This window comes from Stenotrophomonas sp. 2YAF22, assembly GCF_052114665.1.
Taxonomy (GTDB): Bacteria; Pseudomonadota; Gammaproteobacteria; order Xanthomonadales; family Xanthomonadaceae; genus Stenotrophomonas; species Stenotrophomonas indicatrix.
The window spans coordinates 1-24,724 of sequence record NZ_JBFRFE010000004.1; the positions used below are offsets into that span (position 1 = coordinate 1).

Here is a 24,724-nt window from a genome sequence, read left to right on the forward strand (position 1 = left end):
GACGGCGCCTTGCCCGGCGGTGTGGCGACGGTTGCAGGCACGGGCGTCCATACCTCGGTCTTCGCTGGATCGCGCGCGGGATCGGCCGCGGCCTGCGCGAACGCCGATGCAGCGGCCAGCATGCCGGCGGCGATCAATAGCGGCGTGATCTTCATGGCGTGATCCATCAGCTGGTCCCCCAGGCGGGCGTGCCGGGAACATAGGCCAGGTCGCCGTCGTAGCGGCCCGGCACGGCGACGTAACGCAGCACTTCGGTCGCGCCAACCTTGGAGGTAAAGAAACCGAAGATGGTGAGCTGCTTGAACATCGTGAAGTAATGCGGCATCGGTTCTCCTGCCTCGGCGGTGCCGGTTTCGGTCACCTCGACCGCGTGCTTCCTGGCCTCTGCATCCAGCGCGCGCAGCAGTTCAGTGCGGGCCTGCGGCGCAAGTGAAACGAAGCGGCCGCCGGCGCGTTTGTCGATATCGGCCAGGCCAGCACGGAACGTCGCCTGCTGCCGGGCGGTGTAGCAGTCGCTGACGAACGTCGCCATGAACGCACCGGCGCCTGTGTCTTTCGCCCCCGGCGTTTTCGTCCGCGGCAGGATGGTCTCGGCGATCTCGTCCAGCGTGCCGACATCGGCGTCGGAGAAGCGCGTCTTCGCCCATGCGGCGGGAGCCTGTGCCTGACCGAGCGCGGGCAGGCCGATCATCGCCGCACCGGTGGCGGCGACGATCATTTTCAGCAGTTCGCGGCGGTCCATCACAGGTTCCCCGCTTTCAGTTCGCGCACGGCATGGTCAGCAGCCCGCGCGGTCAGTGCCATGTAGGTCAACGAAGGATTCACGCACGCGCTGGAGGTCATGCAGGCACCGTCGGTCACATAGACGTTGGGCGCATCCCAGACCTGGTTGTGCTGGTTCAGCACCGACGTCCTGCGGTCACGGCCCATGCGCGCGGTCCCCATCTCATGGATGCCCTTGCCCGGGGCGTAGTCGTTGTCGTGCATCTCCACGTCCTTGACGCCGGCGGCCTCCAGCATCTCGGCGGCATCGGCGGCCATGTCCTTGCGCATGGCCAGTTCGTTGGCGCGCATGGCTAYGTCCATCGCCAGCACCGGCAGTCCCCACTTGTCCTTGCGGTCCCGGTCCAGGCGGATCGTGTTGTCGTGGTGCGGCAGCATTTCGCCGAAGCCGGTCATGCCGATGCGCCAGTCACCGGGCACGGTCAGCGCCTCCTTCAGGTCGGCACCGATGTTCAGCTCGGCGATCTCGCGCGACCACCCCGTGCGGCTGGCACCGCCCTGGTAGCCGAAGCCGCGCAGGTAGCCGCGCCTGTCAGCGGCCACGTTGCGGAAGCGGGGAATGTAGAAGCCGCAGGGACGACGACCGAAGTAGTACTTGTCCTCAAAGCCTTCGACGCGGCCGGAGGCACCCGCGCCGAAATGATGGTCCATCACGTTGTGTCCCAGCTCACCGGACGAAGAGCCCAGCCCACCCTCCCACACATCGGTGGCCGAGTTCATCAGCAGCCAGGTCGAGTTGAAGGAGGAGGCGTTGAGGAAGATGACCTTGGCCGTGTACTGGTAGGTCTGGCCGGTCTCTGCGTCGATGATCTCCACGCCCCGCGCCCGCTTGCGGTCCTTGTCGTAGAGCACTTCCTTGACGATGGAGAACGGCCGCAAGGTCAGGTTGCCGGTCTTCATCGCCGCCGGCAGTGTCGCCGCCTGGGTCGAGAAATAGGCACCAAAGGGACAGCCGAGGATGCACTTGTTGCGGTACTGGCAGTTGACGCGGCCCTGCTCGGGCATCGGCTTGGTGATGTTCGCCGTGCGCGAGTGGATCATGTGCCGGGTTCCGCCGAAGGCCTTCCGGATCCGCGCGGCCACGTCCTTCTCGACGATGTTCAACGGGATCGGCGGCAGGAACTCGCCGTCCGGCAGCACGTCCAGCCCTTCGCGCGTACCGGCGATGCCGGCGAATTTCTCCACATGGTCGTACCACGGCGCGATGTCGGCGTAGCGGATGGGCCAGTCGGTGGCGATGCCGTCCTTGAGGTTCGCCTCAAAATCCAGGTCGGAGAGGCGATAGCTCTGTCGGCCCCACATCAGCGAACGCCCGCCGACATGGTAGCCGCGGAACCAGTCGAACCGTTTGGTCTCGATGTACGGCGATTCCTGTTCGTCGGCCCACATGCCCTGCAGGTTCTCGGCCAGCGCGTAGTCGCGCATCAGCACCGGGAAGGCCGCCTTCATCGCCTGTGTAGGCCGGTTGCGATGCGGGAAATCCCACGGCTCCTTCATCGCGTTGACGTAGTCCTTGACGTGCTCGATGTTGCGTCCGCGTTCCAGCATCAGGACCTTGAGGCCCTTCTCGGTCAGTTCCTTCGCCGCCCAACCGCCACTGATTCCCGAGCCAACAACAATGGCGTCGTAATGATTGTCTGCCATGGATCTCTCACCTGGTGGATATCGTTTCAGACGTCGCAGAGGCGGATGGCCTCGCGCAGCGAACCGACGGGATCCGGTGCCGCAGGCATGAATTCCTGCGCCAGATACCCATCGAAACCGGTGTCGCGGATCGCGCGACAGATGGCGGGGTAATTGAGTTCCTGCTGGTCCCCGATCTCGTGCCGGCCCGGCACGCCCGCGGTGTGGTAATGCTTGAAACAGGCGTGATGCCTGCCGATGGTGGCGATGATGTCGCCCTCCATGATCTGCATGTGATAGATGTCGTACAGCAGGCCGAAGTTGTCCGAGCCGAGCCGCTGGCACAGTTCCACGCCCCAGGCGGAGTGGTCGCACAGATAGTCGCGATGATCGACCCTGGAGTTCAGCAGCTCCATCACCAGCACCACGCCACGTTTCTCGGCCTGCCCGAGGATGCGCTTGAGGCCGGCCTCGGCATTGGCCATGCCCTCCTGCGGGTCCATGCCGTTGCGGTTGCCGGAAAAGCAGATGAGGTTGCGGTAACCGGCATCGGCCACCAGGTCGATATGCCGCGTGTAGCGCTCCACCAGCTGATCGTGGAACTCACGGCCGGCAAAGCCCTTGGTAAGGCCCAGCTCGGCGCCGTTGCACATCGAGCTGTATACGCCATGGGCCTTCAGGGTGGGCCAGTCTTCCGGGCCGACCAGGTCGATCGCGGCAAAACCGATGTCCTTCACCGTCGCGCAGAGCTGGGCGACCGACAGCTGCGGAAAGGTCCAGCGGGCCACGGAGTGCTTCAGGTTGCCCTTGAGCGGCGCAGTGGCGGCAAACGCAGGCAGAACGCCCGCAGCGCCCAAGCCAAGGCCAAGGCTCGCGGCGGCCGCCATGCGCAGCGCGTCGCGCCGCGTGAGGCCTGGGGCCGGTCTGATCGAATGGATGGACATCCACCTGCCGGCCTCCCAACCGGTATCAAACGCAACGATTCACGGCAATGCAATCGATTGCACCATAGAGGAGGAAATTGGCTGTTTGCAAGTCGCGGTGCACGAAAATCAATGGTGCGAGGCACAACTCCGCAGGAATCGCGGAAAAAGAAAGCCCCGCATGAGCGGGGCTTTCTTTTCTGCTGCGAACGAGCGTTCGATCAGAACGGAATATCGTCGTCAGCGAAATCATCCATCGGCGGCGCCGACTGCTGCGGCGGCTGCTGCGGACGCTGCTGGCCGTAGCCGCCGCCCTGGTTGCCGCCCTGGTTGTAACCACCGCCCTGGCCGCCACGCTGGTTGCCACCGCCACCGCCACCGCCGCCATACTCCTGGYGTKGGGCCTGCTGGCGCTGCGGACGCTCGCCGCCGCTGAAGTTGCCACCGCCACCGCCACCGCCGCCTTCACCGCGGCCGCCCAGCATCTGCATTTCGTCGGCGATGATGTCGGTGGAGTACTTCTCCACGCCGTCCTGGCCGGTGTACTTGTCGTAACGCAGGCTGCCTTCGACGTAAACCGAGCTGCCCTTGCGCAGGTACTCACCAGCAATTTCGCCGAGCTTGCCGAAGAACACCACGCGGTGCCACTCGGTACGCTCCTGCTGGTTGCCATCCTTGTCCTTGCGGACACTGGTGGTGGCCAGGCTGATACGGGTGATCGCCATACCGCCCTGGGTGTACTTCACGTCCGGGTCGTTGCCGAGGTTGCCGACCAGGATGACTTTGTTGATGCCGCGCGCCATAGATGGGTTCTTCCGTTGTCCGGGGCTGCTCCAGTGATAGCACACCCAGCGGGGTGCCGATACGCTGAACCGCCCACGGTTGAGAATGGGGGATATCGGAACGGGTCATCTTACCATTCCTGCCAGCCCCACCCCGTCGGGAAATCGCTGGATCCGCGTCGGATCCGGCCGCGATCGGGGACTGGCGGGCACGCCAGCCGGTGCGACGGGGGAGGCCTTTCGCCGCCGTGTTCAGAACTCCCGGGGGCCGATGCTGATCGTTTCCACACACTGCTGCCGCTCACCGTTCACAGTGCTGGTGTATGTCCTGACCGCCAGGGTGACGTTTCTTCCTTCGAGGTACCAGGTCTCGGGCTGCATGCCCCGAACGGGCACGCCCGCCAGCCCGATCGAGGTCAGCTTGCGTGCAAAAGGCTCGACAGGAAACGTACACACCTTGGCAGGATCGCTGACATAGGTGTCAAAGCTTGTCTGATGCCCCCCATGGCGAAAGTCCGAGTCCACCCAGAAGGACCACCCTTCCCTGGTTTTTCCTCTGCCTTTTACTGCGGAGGCCGAATCACCTTCCCGGACCAGTTCGACCCCGATTGCCTGCGCCACCGTCTGCGGCGGAATGCCCTTCCATCCCTTGCCCCCTTGGCCAGACAGCAACAACAGGATGCGTCCTTCAAGGTCGGCGGCACTTACCGTCAACGCCGGATGGGCGCTCAGGGGCCCGGAGACCAGCGCCGCTGCGACGGTGAGCATGGGAATCAGCAATGAAACGCAGTGGGAAATTCGCAGGTGACGATGCCACTTCATCGCGGCCTGCCGGCGGGCCTCAACGGCCCCTTGCTGTCCCCTGGACGATCCGGCATCTGCCGTGACGAAACGCATGCTTCTGCGATGGTCCGGTCCTCCTGCAGAGATCGATCCCGGATCCGTCGCATGCCACTACCCCGTCCTGTCGGCCCTTGTAGAGCGACTCTATCGCCAGCCCGCGCCGCCTGTCCATCGCAAAAAGCGGTTCAGTGCGGGTGGCACACGCCAAGCCTGCTGGTCCGGCGCCGCCCTGCCAAGCCGCATGGCATCATTCCCCGACCATCCCCCTTCCGGCCCCCATGACCATCAAAGGCAAAGCCACCTCCCTGGACATCGCCCACCTGGCCGGGGTCTCCCAGCCCACGGTGTCGCGGGCCCTGCGCGGCAGCCCGATGGTCAATGCTGAGACCCGCGAGCGCATCCTGCGTATCGCCCGCGAGCTGAACTACAAGGTCGACAAGAACGCCTCCAGCCTGCGCCTGCGCAATGCCGGCACCCTGGCCCTGCTGTTCTTCGAGGACCCGACCAACGACGACTCGCTGATCAACCCCTTCTTCCACTCGATGCTGGGGTCGATCACCCGTGCCTGCGCGCTGCACGGGCAGGACCTGCTGGTGTCCTTCCAGCAGCTGTCCACCGACTGGCAGGCCGATTACGAAGACAGCAACAAGGCCGATGGCATCATCCTGCTCGGCTACGGCGATTACCACGAGTCGCGCGACCGCCTGCAGCGGCTGGTCGAACAGGGCACGCACTTCGTGCGCTGGGGCGCGGCCCTGCCCGGTCAGCCGGGGGTGTCGATCGGCAGCGACAATTTCCAGGGCGGGTATGACATCACTGCCCACCTGCTCGAACAGGGCTGCCGCCGCATCGCCTTCCTCGGCCATGCCTCCAGCCATTACCCGGAATTCGAGGAGCGCTATCGCGGCCACGTCGAAGCGCTGCGTGCGCATGGCCTGACCGCCGACCCGGCGCTGCAGCACGATGCGATCACCACCGAGGCGTCCGGGCATGAGGCGTGCCTGTCACTRCTGGCCCAGGACCGTTCCATCGATGCGGTCTGCGCGGCCAGCGACCTGATCGCCATCGGCGCGGTGCGCGCGCTGCGCGAACAGGGCCTGCGGGTGCCGCAGGACGTGGCGGTGACCGGCTTCGATGACATCCCGCTGGCAGCCTCGGTGTCGCCGCCGCTGACCACCGTGCAGCAGGACACCAAGCAGGCCGGCCAGCTGCTGGTGGAGAAGCTGCTGGCGCTGATCGGCCGGCAGCCGGTGGAAGGCCAGAGCATTCCGGTGAAGCTGGTGGTGCGCGAGTCGTCGCTGCGCACGTAGCCCTTCGGTGGAGCCAGGCCAWGCCCGGCATGCATGCGTGGGACGCAAGGCCGACGACAGCCGGGCATGGCCCGGCTCTACAGGACCTGCATYGCTACGCGCCGCCCGGCATGGCCGTGCGTACCGCCATGCTGAATTCATCCAGCAGGAAGGGCTTGGCGATCATCGCCATGCCTTCGTCCAGGAAGGCCGCGCGCTCCTGTGCCTTTTCCGCATAGCCGGTCATGAACAGGATCGGCAGCGCCGGTCGCGATTGCCGCGCGATCTCCGCCAGCTGGCGCCCGTTGAGCCCCGGCAGCCCGACATCGGTGACCAGCAGATCGATGCTCTGCGCCGAAGTGAGGATGGGAATCGCCGCATCGGCATCACCCACCACCTGGGCGTGGTAGCCCAGGTCTTCCAGCACCACCGTCACCAGCATCCGTACCTGCTCGTCATCCTCCACCACCAGGATGGACTGGCCGGCGCCGCGGCGGATCGGCTGCGAGGGTGCAGGCGCGTCCTCCACAACGGCCTCCGACAACGGAATGAACAGCAGCACCGTCGTCCCTTCGCCGACATTGGACTGGATGGCGATGTGGCCACCGGACTGCTGCATGAAGCCGTACACCATCGACATGCCCAGCCCCGTTCCCTTGCCGATGGGCTTGGTGGTGAAGAAGGGCTCGAAGGCGCGCTCGACCACTTCCGGCGCCATGCCGGCACCGGTGTCGGCCACCTCCACCAATGCGTAGTCACCGGCAGGCACGGCCGTGTACTGGCCTTCCCTTACGCTTACCGACGAGGCACGCAGAGTCAGATCGCCGCCGTCCGGCATCGCATCACGCGCGTTGATGGCCAGGTTCAGCAGCGCGCTCTCGAATTGGTTGGCATCCAGCGTGGCGTGCAAGGGCAGCGGCGAGGGTTCGGCGCGGATGCGCACCGCCTCGCCCAGGGTGCTGTGCAGCAGGTGCTGCACCGAAACCAGCAGCGTGTTGAGCTCCACCGGACGCGCATCCAGCGACTGCCGCCGGGAGAACGCCAGCAGGCGCTGGGTCAGTGCCGCCGCACGCTGGGCCGAGGCGGTGGCGGTGTCCAGGAAACGTTCGAGGTCGTCGACCCGGCCCATATCCAGGCGCAGCCGGACAATATCCAGCGCAGACAGGATGCCGGTCAGCATGTTGTTGAAATCGTGGGCGATGCCGCCGGTCAACTGGCCGATCGCCTCCATCTTCTGTGACTGCCGCAATGCAGCGTCGCTGGCCTCGCGCGCCGCCATCTGCGCTTCCAGTTCACGGGTGCGCTCGGCCACCATCGCCTCCAGCGCGTGCGCGTGCTGCTGGCTGCTGGCAAGGGCCAGCTTGGCCGCGGTGATATCGGTAACGAATACGTGGAAGCCGTCGATGCGCCCCTCGCCATTGCGGCGCGGCGAGTAACGCACTTCGCAGTCCCGGCGCCCGTACACGCGATGTGGCCAGACGATCTCGAACATCGCCTCGCGACCGGCCAACGCCGCTTCCATCGCCGGGCGACGCTGCTGCCACACGGTCTCGCCGATGACCTCGCGCACGTGCCTGCCGATGACCTCTCCGGTGGCCAGTTCGAACCAGCTTTCGTAGGCCTTGTTGGCGAAGCGGAAGCACAGCGCGCGGTCCACGAATGCGATCAGCACCGGCATCGCATCGGCGATCAATCGCAGCTCGGACTCACTGCGTGCCAATGCCGCGCGGCCGTCGGCCAAGGCGGCGACCTGGTCGCGCACCACGAACTGCTTGCCGCGCGCGCGCAGCGCGCCCTGTACCGCACTGAGCAGCGACACGCTTCCCAGTGGCCGGTCCATTTCCACCACGTTGATCGAGCCGGGCAGCAGCGGCTCGCGGGTGGAACGCCGATAGGAGCGCGCCGACCGCAGCAGGATGAACGGGATGTCGGACCAGGTGGGCTGCTGCTGCAACGCCTGCAGCAGTATCTCGCTGCCGCGTGCCACCGCTTCCTGGGTGACCACCACCAGCCCGGTGCAGTCATCAAGTTGCTCAGCCAGCACTTCCAGGCTTGGCGCGATGCCCGTCCTCAACCCTGCGCCGGCCAGCACCGCAGCGATGCTGTCGGCATCACGGCCGAAGGGAGCGACGATACGGACAACGGTGCCGCCCTCATCGCTATCGGACATCGGACTGGCCCAGCAGCGCTGCGCTGTCGCCGACGAACTCCGGCGTGCCGGTGAGGATGCCCTGGAAATCGGCCAATGCGGCACTGACCGTGATGCCGCGCCCGTCGATCCTCAGTTCGCGGATGGTGTCTTCATGCGCACCGCCGCGGTTCTTGATCACCGAGATCGCCTTGCGGATGCGTCCCTTCGCTTCGAAGAAGCGGAACAGCACCACCGCATCAGCGATGTAGGACACATTGAGGCTGCCGGTGGACATGGTGCCGACCAGCCCGTGCTGCGGGTTGATCATGAAGGTCGCCACGCCCTTCTGGTTGAGGTAGGACAGCATCTCGTGCAACTGCAGCATCAGCTGTTTTTCCTGCGGCATGGCGGTCACGTAGCCGTTGAGGCTGTCGATCACCAGCACACGGCAGTTGCGCTCCTCCACGGACTTGCGCAGGTTCCAGGAGAACTCCCCGGGCGACACTTCGGCCGGGTCGATCTGCAGGATCTCCAGCATGCCGGAGCGCAGATGCTTGTCCAGATCGATATCCAGTGCCGAAGCGCGTGCCAGCAGCGTGCCCACGCGCTCGTCGAACTCGAAGATGCAGCTGCGCTCGCCGCGCTCGCAGGCGGCCCACACATACTGCAGCGCCACGTTGGTCTTGCCGCTGCCGGCCGGGCCGGTCAACAGGGTGGAGGTACCGCGCAGCGGACCGCCGCCCAGCAGCCGGTCGATCTCGGCCACGCCGCTGCTGATGGGCGTTCCGACGAACCGTCCGTGATGTTCCGAGGCGATCAGGCGGGGGAAGATCTGCACGCCGCCGCGACGGATCACCATGTCGTGGTAGCCGGCAACGAAATCGACGCCCCGCAGCTTCTGCACCTGCATCCGGCGCCGCGCAGGGCCGAAGTCCAGGGTCAGGCGTTCCAGCGAGACCACGCCATGGCACAGGCTGTGCAGCTGGCCGTCGCGCTCATCGCCGGTGGACGTCAGGTCGTCCACCAGGAAAACCGTCGCACTCTTGGGCGCGAAGAACTGCTTTAGTGCGAGGATCTGGCGACGATAGCGCAGCGAATCCTGCGCCAGCAGGCGCAGTTCCGACAATGAATCGAACACCACCCGGGTCGGCCCGATGCTGTCCACCTTGGACATGATCAGGTTGACCGTCTCGTCCAGCTCCATTTCCCACGAATGCAGCACCGACTGCAGGCGGCCATTGCCCATTGCCCCTTCGGCCGAACCCAGCTCGAACAGGTGCAGACCGTCCAGCGACCAGCCGTGCGCCAACGCGACTTCGCGCAGCTCCTCGGCCGTCTCGGACAGGGTGATGTAGAGGCAGCGCTCGCCGCGCCGCAGGCCTTCCAGCAGGAACTGCAGGGACAGCGTGGTCTTGCCGGAGCCCGGCGGCCCCTCAAGCAGGTACAGCCGCGCCTGCGGCAGCCCGCCACCAATGATGCTGTCCAGTCCTTCAATTCCGGTTGTGATCCGCATGCGTGCCTGCATCGACGTCGACGTTTGAGGGGCAAAGCCTATCGGCGCCCCTGTCGACGCATTGTGTGATCCAGCGCAAGTCCAGATCCGCATTCAGAATGCCTTCACGGCGTTGGCGCGGGTTCCGGCCCTGGGCGCACACGCCAGCGCCGACGCGCGTGCGATGCGCTAGATTGGTACCACGCCGCACCATTCCACCCTTCCGGGAGAAGGCCTTTGTCCTCCGCCAGCATTTCCCACACCGCACCGGTGACGGCGGCGGACGGCGCGTTGCACCTGGGCTGAGGCCCACGCTCCTGCCCTCGTACCGGCAATGCCCTTCCGGGCAGCTCCCTGTCGAGGTTCCCATGCTCATTCCCGCGTCCGCGCACGACGTGCGCGCTCTGCTGTCCTGCACCGATCCCGCTGACGAAGCAGTCGCCCCGCCCGATGTGATCGCCATGCTGGCCGACCTCACCGCCTCCATCGAGCCCCGCTTTGCTCCAGCCGCATGGCGGATCGTCGAGGCCGGCCACACGGTTGGCCTGCTGTCCCTGACCTGCGCGCCGCGCGCCGGCGTACTCACCCTCGGCTATGGCGTCGCCCCGGCCCACCAGGGACGCGGGCTTGCCAGCGCCGCACTGGCCGCGTTCGTGCAATGGGCGTGGACCGACCCGCGCGTACGCATGCTGAAGGCGGAAACCGCCGTGGCCAACCGGCCCTCGCAGGCAGTGCTGCGCCGGAATGGTTTCTACGTGGCCGGCCAGGGCATGGATGCCGAGGACGGTGCACTGCTGTGCTGGCAGCTGGGCCGCCCGCCAACGGCACCATGACCAAAGGGGCATGACGCCGCCCCCGTTCAGCGCGATAAACAGCAGATCAACACACGGAAAGGTGTACGTCGCATGCTGAAGATCGATTCGCTGTCCAAGACGTACGCCAACGGCGTACACGCGTTGAACGGGGTCACCCTGGATATTCCCCGCGGCATGTTCGGCCTGCTCGGGCCCAACGGCGCGGGGAAATCCTCGCTGATGCGCACGCTGGCCACTCTGCAGGAGGCCGACAGCGGCAGTGCCACCCTGAGCATTCCGGGTGAATCGCCGATCGACGTGCTGCGCGACAAGGACGCCGTGCGCCGCCGCCTGGGCTACCTTCCGCAGGATTTCGGGGTGTACCCGAAAGTCAGCGCGCTGGACCTGCTGGAGCACTTTGCCGTACTGAAGGGCTTGACCCAGCGCGGTCAGCGCCGCGAGGTGGTCGATGGCCTGCTGCAGCAGGTGAACCTGTGGGATGCACGCAAGCGCAAGCTGGGCACCTACTCCGGCGGCATGCGCCAGCGCTTCGGCATCGCCCAGGCGCTGTTGGGCGACCCGCGCCTGGTGATCGTCGACGAACCCACCGCCGGTCTTGATCCGGAAGAGCGCAACCGCTTCCTCAACCTGCTGGCGGCCATCGGCGAGAACGTGGCGGTGATCCTGTCCACCCACATCGTCGAGGACGTGACCGACCTGTGCCCGACCATGGCGATCATGAACAAGGGCCAGGTGCTGCTGACCGGTCGCCCCACCGATGCCATCGAGGCATTGCAGCAACAGGTCTGGCGCAAGCAGGTGGAGCCTTCCGAACTGGCCGACCACGAGGCGCGCTACACGGTGCTGTCCTCGCGCCTGGTCGGCGGCCGCCCGGTGATCCACGTGCACAGCGCCAGCGACCCCGGTGATGGCTTCACTGCAGTGGCCCCCGATCTCGAGGATGTGTACTTCCAGCGCCTGCGCCTGCAGGCGCGTGCCCGTGCAGCCTGAGCGGAGCACACCATGATCCTCACCTTCTTCCGCTTCGAGCTGCGCGAGCAGCTGCGTTCGCCGCTGCTGTGGCTGCTGGCGTTCCTGTTCGCCGCGCTGGCCTTCGCCGCCGCCTCCTCCGAAGCCGTACAGATCGGCGGCGGCGTCAACAACGTGCACAGCAATGCGCCGATCGTCATCGCGCGTTTCATGGGCATCTTCACCATGATGGGCATGCTGGTGTCCACCATGTTCGTCAGCAATGCGTTGCTGCGCGACTTCGAGCTGGGCACCTCGGAGCTGATCTTCGCAAGCCCGATCAAGCGCCGCGATTACCTGGCCGGACGCATCCTGGCAGCCATCTGTGCCAGCCTGGTGGTCTACCTGATCATCGCGCTGGGCATCTTCCTGGGGCCGTTCATGCCCTGGGTGGACAAGGCGCGTGTCGGCCCGGTTTCGCTGGCCAGCTACGCTTGGACCTTCACCTGGATCGTGCTGCCCAACGTGTTGTTCACCACCGCCCTGTTGTCGCTGCTGGCGGCGCTGACGCGCTCGATCCTGTGGGTCTACATCGGCCTGGTCGGCTACTTCGTGCTGTATGGCGTGAGTGCGTCGCTGCTGAGCGATATCGACAACGTCTGGATCGCCACGTTGACCGAGCCACTGGGCATGCGCGCGCTCGGTCGCACGGTCCGCTACTGGGCCGCCGAGCAGAGCAACACCCGCCTGCCCGAGGTGGCGGGCTACCTGCTGGCCAACCGTGCCCTGTGGCTGGGGGTGGCCGCCGTCTTGTTCACCGCCACCTTCGCTCTGTTCCGCACCGAGCGTACCGGCAGTGGGCGCAGGCGTTGGGGCCGTCGCCAGGCTGTGGTCAGCGCCGATGCGCCGCGGCCGGCGGCGATCACCGCACCGCGCGTGCGCCCCCGCTTCAGCGCGGCAACCGGCTGGCACCAGTTCGTGCGCCAGGTGCGCTTTGACACCCTCGGCGTCCTGCGCGGGGTGCCGTTCATCGTGCTGCTGGTGCTGGGCCTGGCCAACTTCATCCCCGCCGCCCTTCACCAGAGCGCGGTCTATGGCACGCCGATCTGGCCGGTCACCACCGAAATGCTGTCGGCCCTGCAGGGCGCCTACAGCTGGCTGCTGGTGATCATCGTGCTGTTCTATTCCGGCGAACTGGTCTGGAAGGAGCGCGCGGTCCGCTTGAACGAAGTCAACGACGCCATGCCCGTACCCAACTGGGTACCGCTGCTGGCCCGGCTGACCACCCTGGTGGTGATCGTCGCCTGCTTCCAGGCCATCGGTGCGGTGGTGTCGATGGCCATGCAGCTGGTGCAGGGCTATACCCACCTGGAGCCGCTGCTGTACCTGAAGGTGCTGGCCCTCGGTTCGGTGTTCTATGTGCTGATGGGCGGCATGGCGCTGGTCCTGCAGGTCCTGACCAACAACAAGTTCTTCGGCTACGCACTGTTGATCGTGGTGATGATCGCGCAGGTCGCGCTGGGCCTGCTGGACTTCACCCAGAACCTGTACAACTTCGGCAACTGGCCCAACGCCCCGTACTCGGACATGAACGGCTACGGCCACTTCCTGCCTGGGCAGCTGGTCTTCCAGGCCTATTGGGGCCTGCTGCTGGCCGCGCTGCTGTTCCTTGCATCCGCGTTCTGGGTGCGCGGCGTCGGCGCCAATGCGCGCGACCGGCTGAAGCTGGCGGCACGTCGCCTGCGCGGTCCGACCGGCGCGGGCTTTGCCGTATCCCTGCTCGGCTTTGTCGCGCTCGGCGGATGGTTGTACTGGAGCACCAACATCCGCAATGAATTCCTGTCTCCCGACCAGCAGCGCGACCTGCAGGTGCGCTACGAGCGCGAGCTGTCGAAGTACAGGAACCTGCCGCAACCGCGCATCATCGCCGTCGACAACCGCGTGGACCTCCATCCGGAAACCCAGTCTATGGTCATCGATGCCGACTGGACGGTGCGCAACACCCACGCTGCCCCGATCAGTGACATCCACATCGCGATGGGCGATGACCGCAATCTGGTCAAGGTCGACCTGGGCGGGCAGACCCTGGCCTTCCATGATGTCGACCTGGGTTACCGCATCTACCGCCTGGCCAAGCCGTTGCTGCCCGGCGAGCAGCGGCAGGTGCATTTCCGCGTCGAACAACGACCCAAGGGCATCACCGCCGGCCAGGCACCCAGCAACATCGTGGACAACGGCACGTTCTTCAACAGCACCCTGCTGCCGTCTTTCGGCTACGACCCGCGCGGCGAGCTGGAGGACCGCAACGAACGGCGCAAGCGCGGGCTGGGTGAGCCGACCCGCATGCCGAAGCTGGAGGATGAAGCAGCACGTGCCAACACCTACATCTCCGACGATGCCGACTGGCTGGACTTCCGTACCACCATCTGCACGGCACCGGACCAGGTCGCGCTGGCCCCGGGCTACCTGCAGCACGAGACCACCGTGAACGGCCGCCGCTGCTTCAGCTATGCGATGGACCGGCCCATGCTCAACTTCTACGCCTATCTGTCGGCGCGCTGGCAGGTGAAGAAGGGCATGTACAAGGACATTCCGATCGAGGTGTACTTCGACCCGGCCCATGCCTACAACGTGGACCGCATGATCGAAGCGGTGCAGAAGTCGCTGGCCTACTACGAGGCGAACTTCACGCCCTACCAGCACCGCCAGGTGCGCATCATCGAGTTCCCGGGCTACCAGAGCTTTGCCCAGTCCTTCGCCAATACCATCCCCTACTCCGAGTCGATCGGCTTCATCGCCGACCTGCGTGACCCGGACAAGGTGGACTACGTGTTCTACGTCACCGCGCACGAGATTGCACACCAGTGGTGGGCCCACCAGGTGATCGGTGCCAACGTGCAGGGCGCCACGGTATTGTCCGAATCGCTGTCGCAGTACTCGGCGCTGATGGTGATGGAAAAGGAGTACGGCCGCGCGCACATGCGCCAGTTCCTGAAGACCGAACTGGACCGCTACCTGGCCGGCCGGGGCGGCGAGCGCATCGAGGAACTGCCGCTGGAACGGGTGGAGAACCAGCAGTACATCCACTATCGCAAGGGTTCGCTGGTGTTCTACCGCCTCCGTGAGGAAATCGGCGAACAGGCGCTGAACCGCGCCCTGCAGCGCTTCCTGCAGGACAAGGGCTACCAGCAGCCGCCGTACACCACCTCGCGGGAGCTGCTGGACTACCTGCGTGCGGAGACCCCGGCCGACCGACAGCAGCTGCTGACCGACCTGTTCGAGAAGATCACGCTGTACGACAACCGGCTGGAGACCGCCAGCGCGCGCAAGCGTGCCGATGGCCGCTACGACGTCACCCTGAAGCTGCACGCCGCCAAGGTCCATGCCGATGGCCAGGGCAAGGAAACGCCGGCCGCGCTGGACGACTGGGTCGAGATCGGCGTGTTCGCCAACGGTCCCTCGGGCAAGGAACGCGACCAGAAGGTGGTGTACCTGCAGCGCCATCACATCACCACGGCAGCGCCGACGATCACGGTGACGGTGGATGCCAAGCCGGACGAGGCCGGTTTCGATCCGTACAACAAGCTGATCGACCGGGTGAGCGAAGACAACCGGCGCAAGGTGACGATGTGATGTGGCGGTGCCGGCCTTCGGGCCGGCACCGACCTCCTACGGCATCCACGCATGGCGCGGATCTACGGGGATGCATCCACGCATGGCGTGGATCTACTGGAATGCATCCATGCGCGGCGTGGATGCCGTACTGCCCGGTTGACGCCCTGGGCTACGCTGCGGGGCCCTGCGAACCGGCCTTCGGCCCCAGCACCGCCAGCAGCACGTAGATCACGATCGACGCTACGGTGCCGAGTGCAGCCAGCAACATGAAGGCAAACTCCGAACGGCCCTGCAGCCCTGCCCAAACGCCCAGATGCCAGGCAGCGCCAAGATTGATCAGCCAGGCGATGACGAACACCGGCCACTGCACGATGCCGACCGCGCTCAGCAATGGCGCGGCGATGAGGGCTGCGACGATGGCGCCGATCAGGAAGACCAGGGCAAGACGGGAATGGCGGGCCGAGGCGGTGCTCATGCGCTCAACCCGCGGACCATCACCAGCACCGGGAAGCCACGCGTGTTGGACTCGACGACGGGCTTCCACCCCAATCGCGCATACAGACCACCGTCCAGCGACTCGGTCTGCAGGTAGAGCTGCGATATGCCCATCGACCGGGCGTGCTTCACTGCGCGTTCGACAAGCGTGCTGGCCAACCCTCGTCCGCGTTGGCTGTCGGCCACATACACACTTCCCAGCCAGTGCTCATACTCGGGAAAACCGGGCATCTCACCGCGCTTGAGCTGCGCGGCGCCGACCACCTGCCCATCGTCGATTGCCGCCAGCAGATGCGGGAATCCCTGCGCGTCCTTGGGCTTGCGCAGCCGCAGACGCTCATCTTCCAGAGTGAAGCCTGCATCCTTTCCCCACTGCGCGTGATACCACTGCGCCAGCTGCTCGCACTCCGGCGCCGCTGGCGCCAGCATCCTGAACTCCATGGGTAACCTCGCTGTCCTGATCGTCCTTCAGGAAAGCATGCTTCACGTCTGCAGTCACTGCAAATTGTTGCAATCAACCAAGCCGTGCATGGGATCGGCTCCGCGGCGATCTGCACCTCAGCCCTGCGCGAAGTCCTTCAGGATCTCGCCGACGCCGCTGGGCGAGATCTCGAAGCCCAGCATAGTACCCGGGTTGATTACCACGCCGTAACCGCCCGGCACGCGACGCAGCACATCCAGCATCAGCCAGCGGACCTGATGCTCGGCCTGCTGGCTGTAGATGCCCACCCGCGCCGGATCGGTGAACACGGCCACGTGCAGGGTGCCCTGCTTGTCGAACAGCAGCGGATCGAAGCCACTCCCATCGGGCGTGACCAGGCTGCCGGTCAACAGCACCACCTGGGAAGCGACGAAGGCCTCCATGAACGCGCGGATCGGCACCGTTCCATCCATCGCGGCCTTGAGCAGGGTTTCGATCGGGGTCTGCGGGGCAAGGTCGGTCATGGCAGTACAGGCGCGGCATCAGGGGATGCCTATTGTGCCGGATGCCGCCTCACCGGGTAGTGCCGGCCGCTGGCCGGCAACTGCATTGGCTCCAACGACACGGAGGTTGCCGGCCAGCGGCCAGCATCACCGTTTGCGAGGCCCCGTGGGCGGTCAGCGCTTCAGTCGCCGATCGCGCGCCTGCTGGTCAGCCACGGCCTTGTCCAGTTCGGCCTGCAGGGCCGGCTGCTGCACGTCCGCATCCAGCACAAACACCTTCACCCCGTGCGCCGGCACCTCCGCCTTCAGGCTGCCCTTCACCGTCACCTGGCCGCCGTCCAGCGCGTCGCGCCAGAGGCCGGACTGCAGGTAGCGGTCCACGCTGAAGGTCTTCGCGGCATCGGCCTTGTTCAGCAGCACCAGCGCGGTCTGCGCCACGTCGCCGTGCTGCAGCACGCGGAAGAACACCGCTTCATCGCCCTGCAGACGTTCGTTCACCTGCAGGCCGCGCTGCAACGCAGGCGTACTCTCGCGCAGCTTGGCGATGCGCTGCAGCGGGGCGAAGATCGGGCTCTGCGGGGCTGCATCCACCCGCGGCTGGCCGAAGTAGGCACGGTTGCCGGCGTGCTCCGCACGGCCGCGCATGAAGCCGGTTTCCGAGCCGTAATAGACCACCGGAATGCCACGCGCGGTGAACAGCCAGTTGTGCGCGTCGATGAAGCCGCTGTCGCTGGCCTGCAGGCGCGGCATGTCGTGGTTGTCGTAGAAGCTCATCAGCTCGTACGGGTTGGCGTACGGGCCACCGGTCAGGTGCAGCGGCTCAGCCAGCGTTTCAAAGCCCTTGCCAGCGCTGCCGAAGGCCTGCTCCAGCGCGCCGCGCAGCGGGAAGTCGAGCACGCTGACATTGGCGTTGGCCGGCCAGGTGTGTTCGGCGATGCTGGCGGCGTTGTAGTCGAACGCTTCGCCGAACATGAACATGCCCGGATGCTGCGCGCGGATGCGGTTGACGAACTCGTGCCACCACGGATGCGGCAGCCAGCCGATGGTATCGATGCGCAGCGCGTCCACGCCCTGCGCGGTCCACTGCAGGTAGGCTCCCACCAGATAGTCCATCACCGCCGGGTTGTCCTGGTTGAAGTCGCTCAGCTCGGCCAGGTTGCCGTCGAAGATAGAGCCGTCCTTGCTGTCGACCGGACCGATGTTGTTGTAGAACGCGTGCAGCGGATTGTGCTTCGGGTCCAGCTTCTGCGGCGGCAGGTTCTGGTGGTCGGCGATCAGCGTGCCGTCCTTGCCGAAGATCTGGCCGAACTGCGGCTGCCGCTTGGGCATGGTCCATGCCGGCGACCCGTGGTTGCCGACGATGTCCAGCACCACCTTCAGGCCAGCGTCGTGCAGGCCCTTGGTCAACCCTGCAAAGTCCAGCTCCTCGCTTGGCAGGTGTTCGTCAAGTTTGTAGAAGTTGATGCCCCAGTAGCCGTGGTAGCCGGTCTTGCCACGGTCGGTCAGGGTACTGGTGCAGCTGATCGGCTTGCTGCCGGTGAAGGCTTCATCCGGGTTGTCGACGATGGGCGTGATCCACACCGCGCCGAAGCCGAGGTTGCGGATGTAGTCGGCATTGTCGAGCACGCCGCGGAAATCGCCACCGAGATAGCCGATGTTGCCGTCCACCTTGTCCGGGCACGGCACCGGGATATCGAACGTGCGGTGCTTGCCGCCCTGGTCGCGGTGATCGTTGGACGGATCGCCGTTGACGAAGCGGTCGGTGACTACGAAGTACACCGCGTCGCCGGCGAACGGTTCGGTGGTGCCGACATAGGCAGGGCGTGGCGCAGCCGCAGCGTGGCCAGCGAACAGCACAAGGGATACAGCAACAGACAAGACACCACGCATCACACCACCTCCGGACGGGACGGAACCCGCAACACGCACAGACCCGCAATCAACAGACTGCAGCCACCCAGCACCAGTACATGCATCGGYTGGCCTCCCAGCCATGCGCGCAGGGCGAAACCGAGCGCGCTGGCCGCGACCAGCTGCGGGATCACGATGAAGAAATTGAAGATGCCCATGTACACGCCCATCTTCGCCGCCGGCACGCTGTCCGACAGCAGCGCATAGGGCAATGAAAGGATCGAGGCCCAGGCAAAACCCACGCCGACCATCGACAGCAGCAGCCACTGCGGATCGTCGATGAACATCATCGAGATCAGCCCGGCCCCACCCAGCCACAGGTTGACCAGGTGGCTCCAGCGCAGGCCGATCGCCCGCACCATCGGCGGGATCAGGAGCGCGGCCAGTGCGGCGAAACCGTTGTAGGCACCGAACAGCACGCCCACCCAGTTGGCACCTTCGTTGTAGGCCGCCGATTCGACATCGGTGGAGCCGAAATGCATGCCGGCCACTGCGCGCGTGGTGAAGATCCACATCGCGAACAGGGCGAACCAGGAAAAGAACTGCACCCAGGCCAGCCGGCGCATGGTGATCGGCATCGCGCGCAGGTCGCCGACGATGGCGGCCAGCATGTGCGTGCCCGGTAGTACCCGCGCCGCCGCCAGCAGTGCGCCGTAACCCACGCACAGGCCGGCCAGCACGTACAGCATCTTGTCGCCGTGGCGCCACGCGATCAGTGCCGCCAGCAGCACGCCGAGACCGAGCCACAGCGCAACCTGCGTCCACGGCGCGGGCCCGGTGACCGCGGCCCCAGCGTGACGCGCCGGTGGTTCGGCATCATCGAAGCTGGCCAGCTCGTCGGGTGAATACTCACGGGTGCTGACCACCGTCCAGGTGATCGCCGCCAGCAGCACCACCGCGCCGAAGTAGAACGCATAGCGCACGGTATCGGGCACCTCGCCCGCCGCTGCCGTGTTGGCAACACCGAAGTGGGCCAGGATGAAGGGGAGGAAGCTGGCAACGATCGCGCCGACGCCGATGAAGAAGCTCTGCATCGCATAACCGGCCGGGCGCTGCCGCGGTGCCAGCTGGTCGCCAACGAAGGCGCGGAACGGCTCCATCGACACGTTGATCGAGGCGTCCAGCACCCACAGCGTGCCGGCCGCGATCCACAGCGTCGGCGAGTTCGGCATCACCAGCAGGGCCAGCGTGGTCAGCACCGCGCCGATCATGAAGAACGGGCGGCGACGCCCCCAGCGTGTCCACGTGCGGTCGGACAGATAGCCGATGACCGGTTGTACCAGCAGGCCGGTCAGCGGTGCGGCGATCCACAGTCCGGGCACCGCGTCCATGTCCGCACCCAGCGTTTCGAAGATGCGGCTGGCGTTGGCGTTCTGCAGGGCAAAGCCGAACTGGATGCCAAGGAAGCCAAAGCACATGTTCCAGATCTGCCAGAACGACAACTGCGGTTTTGCAGGACGGCTCATCGTGCGTCCTCTGCTGCGGCCACCGGCGCAATCTTCAGCGCCTGCACCTGGGCCTGGTTCAGCACGCCATCACGACCGCCCTTGCCGCCGGTGTAGTGCGCGAAGTGCTGCAGCGCGCTCATGTTGAAGCCCTCTTCCAGCGTCACCGTGYAGCGGCCTTTGGGTACAGCGAAGATTGCCGCGGTCGAGTCCTGCGCCGCCACGCTGTGCGGCAGCGTTACCGTGTGCCGCTGCGGAGGCTGGCCCTTGCACTGCACGGCCAGCTGCTTCACCGCCGCGGTCACGCCGGTGTTGATCGGGCCATTCGGGTTGATGTACTGCAGGCGCAGGCGCACGTGGCCCGCCCTGGTTTCATTGAACTGCCATTGCCGGCTGCCCCGCAGCACCTGTTGCGGGCCGACGCAGACCATCGGGCTGTGCAGAGATTCCAGCGCACCTTCGCGCCGGGTCAGGCTCAGGCAGTGCTGCAGGCCATCATCGCCGACGCGCACCTGGCCCTTGCTGGTCGTGGCCGCGACACCGTCCTGCCAGAGGACCTGGCCGGCAGCCACCGCGACCGACCAGCCCTTGCCACTGCGCTTTGCCTGCGGTGCCAGCGGCGTGGCCGGTGCCCGTGCATTGGCATCGGCACGCGGCACATCGGGGCTCACAGCTGCCGGCGCGGCGACCAGCTGCACGGTGGTCGTGGTGCCGCGCGTACGCGTTTTTCCCGCGATCAACAAGCCAGCGCCCACCTGCTTCGGGCGCTCCAGCACATAGCGCTTGCCGCCCGCCTCCAGACTGATCCGCTTCTGCTTTCCGAACAGCTCCGGCACCAGCTCGGCCGGCAGCTTGGGCTGCACGCGGCCGTCGTCCTGCACGCCGAACACGCCTTCGGTGACCATCGACAGATAGCCGGCCACCGACCACAGCTGGCGCTCGGAGTTGACCACCGGCCCGCTCAACGCGCCTTCGTCCACGTGCACGGATTGGCTCACCAGCTCATAGTTCTCCATGTTGGAACCGGCCAGCGCCGCCCCTTGCATCAGCGAGCGGATCTCGGCAGCAATGCGCGGCGCATCGTCCACCTTGCGCGCCGCGCGCAGCGAGTACGCGCTGACGAACGGCCAGATCGCACGATTGTGGTAGATCGGTTGCTGCGCTTCCTGCGGCCACACCACCGGGCTGCCGGCAGCGCCCATCGGATAGCCCGCCAGCGCCCGACGCGCACGTTCAGCAGGCAGCACGTCGGCGAGGATGCCCAGCGACAGGCCGAGCAGATCGATCTTGGCGTAGGGCACCGGGTGCGCCGCTTCGCCGATGTAGCTCATGTACTGGCCCATGTCTTCGCGCCAGAAGCGCGCGTCGATCTGCACCGCCAGTGCGTCGGCCCAGGCCCTGTACTGCTCGCTGCGCTCGTCGCCCAGCTGCGCGGCCATCTGCTGCGCCAGGCGCAGCGCCTGGTAATGCAGCACGTTGGTGGACAGCGCGTAGGAATCGCCGATGAAGCGCACGTCCTCGCGCGTCCAGTCCGGATAGGTCTGCTCGCGCCAGTCAAGGAACGAGGTCTCGCCGCGATACAGGCCCATCTGCGCGTCGAAGACCATCGCCCGGTCCTGCGCCAATGTGCCCTGCAGGGCCTGCCAGACCTGCTCGGCAAACGCAGGATCATCCAGCAGGTGGCGTGCGGCGAGGAACCACACCACGYGGTCGCTGCTGATCGGCCAGCTGCCACCGGAGCCGGTGTCCTGGGCCACGAACAGGCCGGGCGTGTGCCCGTCGCGCGCAGCCGACAACTTGAACTGCAGCGACTGACGGGTGCGGTTCGGGTCCAGCTTCGCCAGCGCCAGATCGGCTGCAAAGCTGACGTCACGCGTCCACACATACGGCCAGCGCGCGCCGGTCTGGAAGCACTCGCACGGTACCGGACGGCCTTCGTCGAAGGCCGGATCGCGGATGGCATCCACCCGGTCCTGGTCCATTTCCTGCTGGGCCAGCGCGAACAGCGCGTCGAACATCACGCTGCCGGTCTGGCTGCGCATGGGCGCGGCGGCGATGCGCACCTCACCCTTCGGCGCATGCAGGATGAAACTGCCCTTGGCAGCGGATTCGGCGCGCGCCTGGCGGCCGTCGAATGTCAGGTCGGCCGCGTGCGCGGTCGTCCCCAGCGCTGCCCCCAGGGCAGCGGTCAGGCAAATGATCTTCAGCATCGAAGCGRCAGACCGGCTTGCGCCCGTCGACCTCCCTCCCTCTCTGCACCGTTGTGGGTCCGCACTGCCGTTGCCGGCGTGCGGGCGCGGCACCTCCCTCAAGGTGCCCTGGCCCCATGGTAGACGCGGGGCTGTCGACTGCGTCCAGCTGCATACGTATTCATGGCGTGCAGTACCGGCAGGCCTGCCGGGCTGGCTTATGGTCCGGGTCTGTCAACGGCGCCTTGGGAGGGGAAATGCCGACGTCACCCACAACGGTACGCGCAGTGTTCGCGCACGCTTTCGGCCTGGCCCTGCTGGGATGGGCCGCGCTCGCACAGGCGGCGGCACCGCAGATCGCCAGCGTCGAATCACCGGACAAGGTGCTGAAGGTCAGCCTGGTGCTGGACGGCGGTACCGCGCGCTACCGCGTCGAGCGCCTCGGCCAGACCGTGGTGGCCGATTCGAAGCTGGGTTTTGAACTGCGCGATGGTCGCCTCGACCGCGACTTCAGCCTGCTGGCGCAGGAACGCCGCAGTGTCGACGACAGCTGGGAACAGCCCTGGGGCGAGCGCCGGCTCACCCGCAACCACTTCAACGAACTGACCGTGCACCTGGCCGAAACCACCGGCAGCAAGCGCCGGCTGGACCTGGTGTTCCGCGTCTACGACGACGGCCTGGGCTTCCGCTACGTGTTCCCCGAGCAACCGAACCTGCGCGAAGCGATCATCGATGACGAGCTGACCGAGTTCGCCATCGCGCCGGAGTCCACCGCATGGTGGATACCTGCGGGCGAGCCGATCCATTACGAATACCTGTACCAGCGCACGCCGCTGCGCGAAGTGCCGCTGGTGCACACGCCGATGACCCTGCGCAGCCACGACGGCCTGCACGTGGCCATCCATGAGGCGGCACTGGTCGACTACGCGGGCATGTGGCTGCGCCGCACCGAGGGCCAGCGCCTGCGCGCCCAGCTTTCGCCCTCGGCCGAAGGCTGGAAGGTGCGCCGCGCCCTGCCCTTCGCCACGCCGTGGCGCACCCTGCAGATCGCCGACCGTGCCGGCGGCCTGGTCGAGTCCGACCTGATCCTCAACCTCAACGAGCCCAATGCGCTGGGCGATGTGAGCTGGGTGAAGCCGGCCAAGTATCTGGGCGTGTGGTGGTCGATGCACCTGGATGAAGAGAGCTGGGCCACCGGACCAAAGCATGCGGCCACCACCGCAAAGACACGGAAGGTGATCGATTTCGCCGCCGCGCACGGCTTCCGTGGTGTGCTGGTGGAAGGCTGGAATCCTGGCTGGGACGGCAACTGGGTCGGCAATGGTTACGACTTCGACTTCACCCGCGCCACGCCGGATTTCGACATCRAATCATTGTCGGCGTACGGGCTGAAGAAGGGCGTGCACCTGATCGGCCATCATGAAACCGGCTGCGCGATCGAACACTACGAAGACCAGCTGGGTGCTGCGCTGGATCTGTATGCGCGGCTGGGCGTGGACCAGTTCAAGACCGGCTACGTCTGCGACGACGGCCAGGTTGATCGCCGCAATCCGGCCGGCGGCCCGCTGTGGCGCGAGTGGCACGACGGGCAGTTCATGGCCCGCCATCACCTGAAGGTGGTGCAGGAAGCCGCCCGCCGGCACCTGTCGGTGAACCCGCACGAGCCGATCAAGGACACCGGCCTGCGCCGCACCTACCCGAACTGGATTTCCCGCGAGGGCGCACGTGGCATGGAATACAACGCCTGGGGCCAGCCACCGAACCCGCCCGAGCATGAGGTCAACCTGGTGTTCACCCGCATGCTGGCCGGGCCGATGGATTACACGCCCGGCATCCTCAGCCTGAAGGGCCGCCACGGCCAGGCCATTCCCAGCACGCTGGCCCGCCAGCTGGCCCTGTATGTGGTGCTGTACAGCCCGATCCAGATGGCTGCCGACCTGCCCGAGCACTACCTGCAGCACCGCGAAGCGTTCCGCTTCATCGAGGACGTGGCGGTGGACTGGGAGCAGAGCCGCGTGCTCGATGGCGAGGTCGGCGACTACGTGACGATCGTGCGCCGCGACCGCAACAGCCGCGACTGGTTCCTGGGCAGCATCACCGACGAGAACGGCCGCGTGCTGCCGGTGTCGCTGGGTTTCCTGGAGCCGGGCGTGCGCTACCGGGCCGAGGTCTACCGCGATGGCGATGGCGCGGATTTCCGCAGCAATCCCTTTGCCTTCAAGCGCGAAACCCGCGTGGTCAGCAGCACCGATTCACTCACGCTGGTGCTGGCGCCGGGCGGCGGACAGGCCATCCGCTTCACCCCGCTGTGAATGCGCAGGTAGTGCCGGCCGCTGGCCGGCATCGTTGCGACGTGGATGGTTGCCGGCCAGTGGCCGGCACTACCGGAATGATGATCTGGAAGCGATTACAACTCTGCAAACGCCATTGAATACGTATGCAGGGTGATTCCCACGAAGAACGCGCTGCCTACCATAGCGGCGACGACAGCGGCCACCGCGTCGCACGTCCTCGAC

The 24,724-nt window shown here is 66.2% G+C and carries 18 protein-coding genes; 5 read left to right on the forward strand and 13 right to left on the reverse strand.

Going from position 1 to position 24,724, the window contains the following annotated elements:
- Positions 1 to 166: 166 nt before the first annotated feature.
- From AB4Y84_RS00340 to AB4Y84_RS00360, 5 genes are all read right to left on the reverse strand, one after another.
- Positions 167 to 742: a gluconate 2-dehydrogenase subunit 3 family protein gene (locus AB4Y84_RS00340; RefSeq protein WP_336025729.1), complete on the reverse strand. Its 576-nt coding sequence runs from the start codon at positions 740 to 742 to the stop codon at positions 167 to 169.
- Positions 742 to 2,427: a GMC oxidoreductase gene (locus AB4Y84_RS00345; RefSeq protein ID WP_442249649.1), complete on the reverse strand. Its 1,686-nt coding sequence runs from the start codon at positions 2,425 to 2,427 to the stop codon at positions 742 to 744. Before AB4Y84_RS00345 ends, AB4Y84_RS00340 begins: the two co-directional genes overlap by 1 nt.
- 26 nt (positions 2,428 to 2,453) lie before the next feature.
- Positions 2,454 to 3,350 (reverse strand): TIM barrel protein, encoded by an 897-nt coding sequence (locus AB4Y84_RS00350; protein WP_442243857.1) that lies wholly within the window; start codon positions 3,348 to 3,350, stop codon positions 2,454 to 2,456.
- Between the two features lie 200 nt (positions 3,351 to 3,550).
- The gene (ssb, locus tag AB4Y84_RS00355) at positions 3,551 to 4,132 is read right to left on the reverse strand and encodes a single-stranded DNA-binding protein (protein WP_442249650.1); all 582 of its coding nucleotides are present in this window, start codon (positions 4,130 to 4,132) and stop codon (positions 3,551 to 3,553) included.
- Positions 4,133 to 4,363: 231 nt separating this feature from the next.
- Positions 4,364 to 5,008: a hypothetical protein gene (locus AB4Y84_RS00360; RefSeq protein ID WP_428703406.1), complete on the reverse strand. Its 645-nt coding sequence runs from the start codon at positions 5,006 to 5,008 to the stop codon at positions 4,364 to 4,366.
- A 224-nt stretch (positions 5,009 to 5,232) separates the two neighbouring features.
- Between AB4Y84_RS00360 and AB4Y84_RS00365 the strand changes: the two genes are divergently transcribed.
- Entirely contained in the window at positions 5,233 to 6,264 is a 1,032-nt protein-coding gene (locus AB4Y84_RS00365; protein WP_442243859.1) for a LacI family DNA-binding transcriptional regulator, read from the forward strand.
- A 94-nt stretch (positions 6,265 to 6,358) separates the two neighbouring features.
- On the opposite strand, the gene AB4Y84_RS00370 is transcribed toward AB4Y84_RS00365, so the two are convergent.
- Together AB4Y84_RS00370 and AB4Y84_RS00375 are read right to left on the reverse strand one after the other, a co-directional pair.
- A complete protein-coding gene (locus tag AB4Y84_RS00370) occupies positions 6,359 to 8,413 on the reverse strand; it encodes an ATP-binding protein (protein WP_442243860.1) in 2,055 nt (684 codons plus the stop codon).
- Positions 8,403 to 9,899, reverse strand: coding sequence for an ATPase domain-containing protein (locus tag AB4Y84_RS00375; protein ID WP_442243861.1), 1,497 nt, complete (start codon positions 9,897 to 9,899; stop codon positions 8,403 to 8,405). The genes AB4Y84_RS00370 and AB4Y84_RS00375 overlap by 11 nt, the downstream gene beginning before the upstream one ends.
- Positions 9,900 to 10,234: 335 nt before the next feature.
- On the opposite strand from AB4Y84_RS00375, the gene AB4Y84_RS00380 reads away from it, so the two are divergent.
- The 3 genes from AB4Y84_RS00380 to AB4Y84_RS00390 all read left to right on the forward strand — a co-directional run bounded on the left by AB4Y84_RS00380 (position 10,235) and on the right by AB4Y84_RS00390 (position 15,262).
- Positions 10,235 to 10,699: a GNAT family N-acetyltransferase gene (locus tag AB4Y84_RS00380; RefSeq protein WP_442243862.1), complete on the forward strand. Its 465-nt coding sequence runs from the start codon at positions 10,235 to 10,237 to the stop codon at positions 10,697 to 10,699.
- Between the two features lie 72 nt (positions 10,700 to 10,771).
- The gene (locus tag AB4Y84_RS00385; protein WP_059063355.1) at positions 10,772 to 11,671 is read left to right on the forward strand and encodes an ABC transporter ATP-binding protein; all 900 of its coding nucleotides are present in this window, start codon (positions 10,772 to 10,774) and stop codon (positions 11,669 to 11,671) included.
- Between the two features lie 12 nt (positions 11,672 to 11,683).
- Positions 11,684 to 15,262, forward strand: a complete 3,579-nt coding sequence (locus AB4Y84_RS00390) for an ABC transporter permease/M1 family aminopeptidase (RefSeq protein ID WP_442249651.1) — start codon at positions 11,684 to 11,686, stop codon at positions 15,260 to 15,262.
- Positions 15,263 to 15,413: 151 nt separating this feature from the next.
- On the opposite strand, the gene AB4Y84_RS00395 is transcribed toward AB4Y84_RS00390, so the two are convergent.
- From AB4Y84_RS00395 to AB4Y84_RS00420, 6 genes are all read right to left on the reverse strand, one after another.
- Positions 15,414 to 15,719 (reverse strand): hypothetical protein, encoded by a 306-nt coding sequence (locus tag AB4Y84_RS00395; protein ID WP_033830565.1) that lies wholly within the window; start codon positions 15,717 to 15,719, stop codon positions 15,414 to 15,416.
- Complete coding sequence (locus AB4Y84_RS00400; RefSeq protein ID WP_088101569.1) at positions 15,716 to 16,180, reverse strand: GNAT family N-acetyltransferase; 465 nt, start codon at positions 16,178 to 16,180, stop codon at positions 15,716 to 15,718. Before AB4Y84_RS00400 ends, AB4Y84_RS00395 begins: the two co-directional genes overlap by 4 nt.
- Positions 16,181 to 16,297: 117 nt before the next feature.
- Positions 16,298 to 16,684 (reverse strand): SseB family protein, encoded by a 387-nt coding sequence (locus tag AB4Y84_RS00405; RefSeq protein WP_442243864.1) that lies wholly within the window; start codon positions 16,682 to 16,684, stop codon positions 16,298 to 16,300.
- A 153-nt stretch (positions 16,685 to 16,837) separates the two neighbouring features.
- The gene (locus AB4Y84_RS00410) at positions 16,838 to 18,553 is read right to left on the reverse strand and encodes an alpha-amylase family glycosyl hydrolase (RefSeq protein ID WP_442243865.1); all 1,716 of its coding nucleotides are present in this window, start codon (positions 18,551 to 18,553) and stop codon (positions 16,838 to 16,840) included.
- On the reverse strand, positions 18,553 to 20,040 hold the full coding sequence (locus tag AB4Y84_RS00415) for an MFS transporter (RefSeq protein ID WP_394196211.1): 1,488 nt from the start codon (positions 20,038 to 20,040) through the stop codon (positions 18,553 to 18,555). The genes AB4Y84_RS00410 and AB4Y84_RS00415 overlap by 1 nt, the downstream gene beginning before the upstream one ends.
- Complete coding sequence (locus AB4Y84_RS00420) at positions 20,037 to 22,229, reverse strand: alpha-L-rhamnosidase-related protein (RefSeq protein ID WP_442249652.1); 2,193 nt, start codon at positions 22,227 to 22,229, stop codon at positions 20,037 to 20,039. Before AB4Y84_RS00420 ends, AB4Y84_RS00415 begins: the two co-directional genes overlap by 4 nt.
- 236 nt (positions 22,230 to 22,465) lie before the next feature.
- Here AB4Y84_RS00420 and AB4Y84_RS00425 point away from each other — a divergent pair, with 236 nt between their 5' ends.
- Positions 22,466 to 24,520: a glycoside hydrolase family 97 protein gene (locus tag AB4Y84_RS00425; RefSeq protein ID WP_442249653.1), complete on the forward strand. Its 2,055-nt coding sequence runs from the start codon at positions 22,466 to 22,468 to the stop codon at positions 24,518 to 24,520.
- Positions 24,521 to 24,724 lie beyond the last annotated feature (204 nt).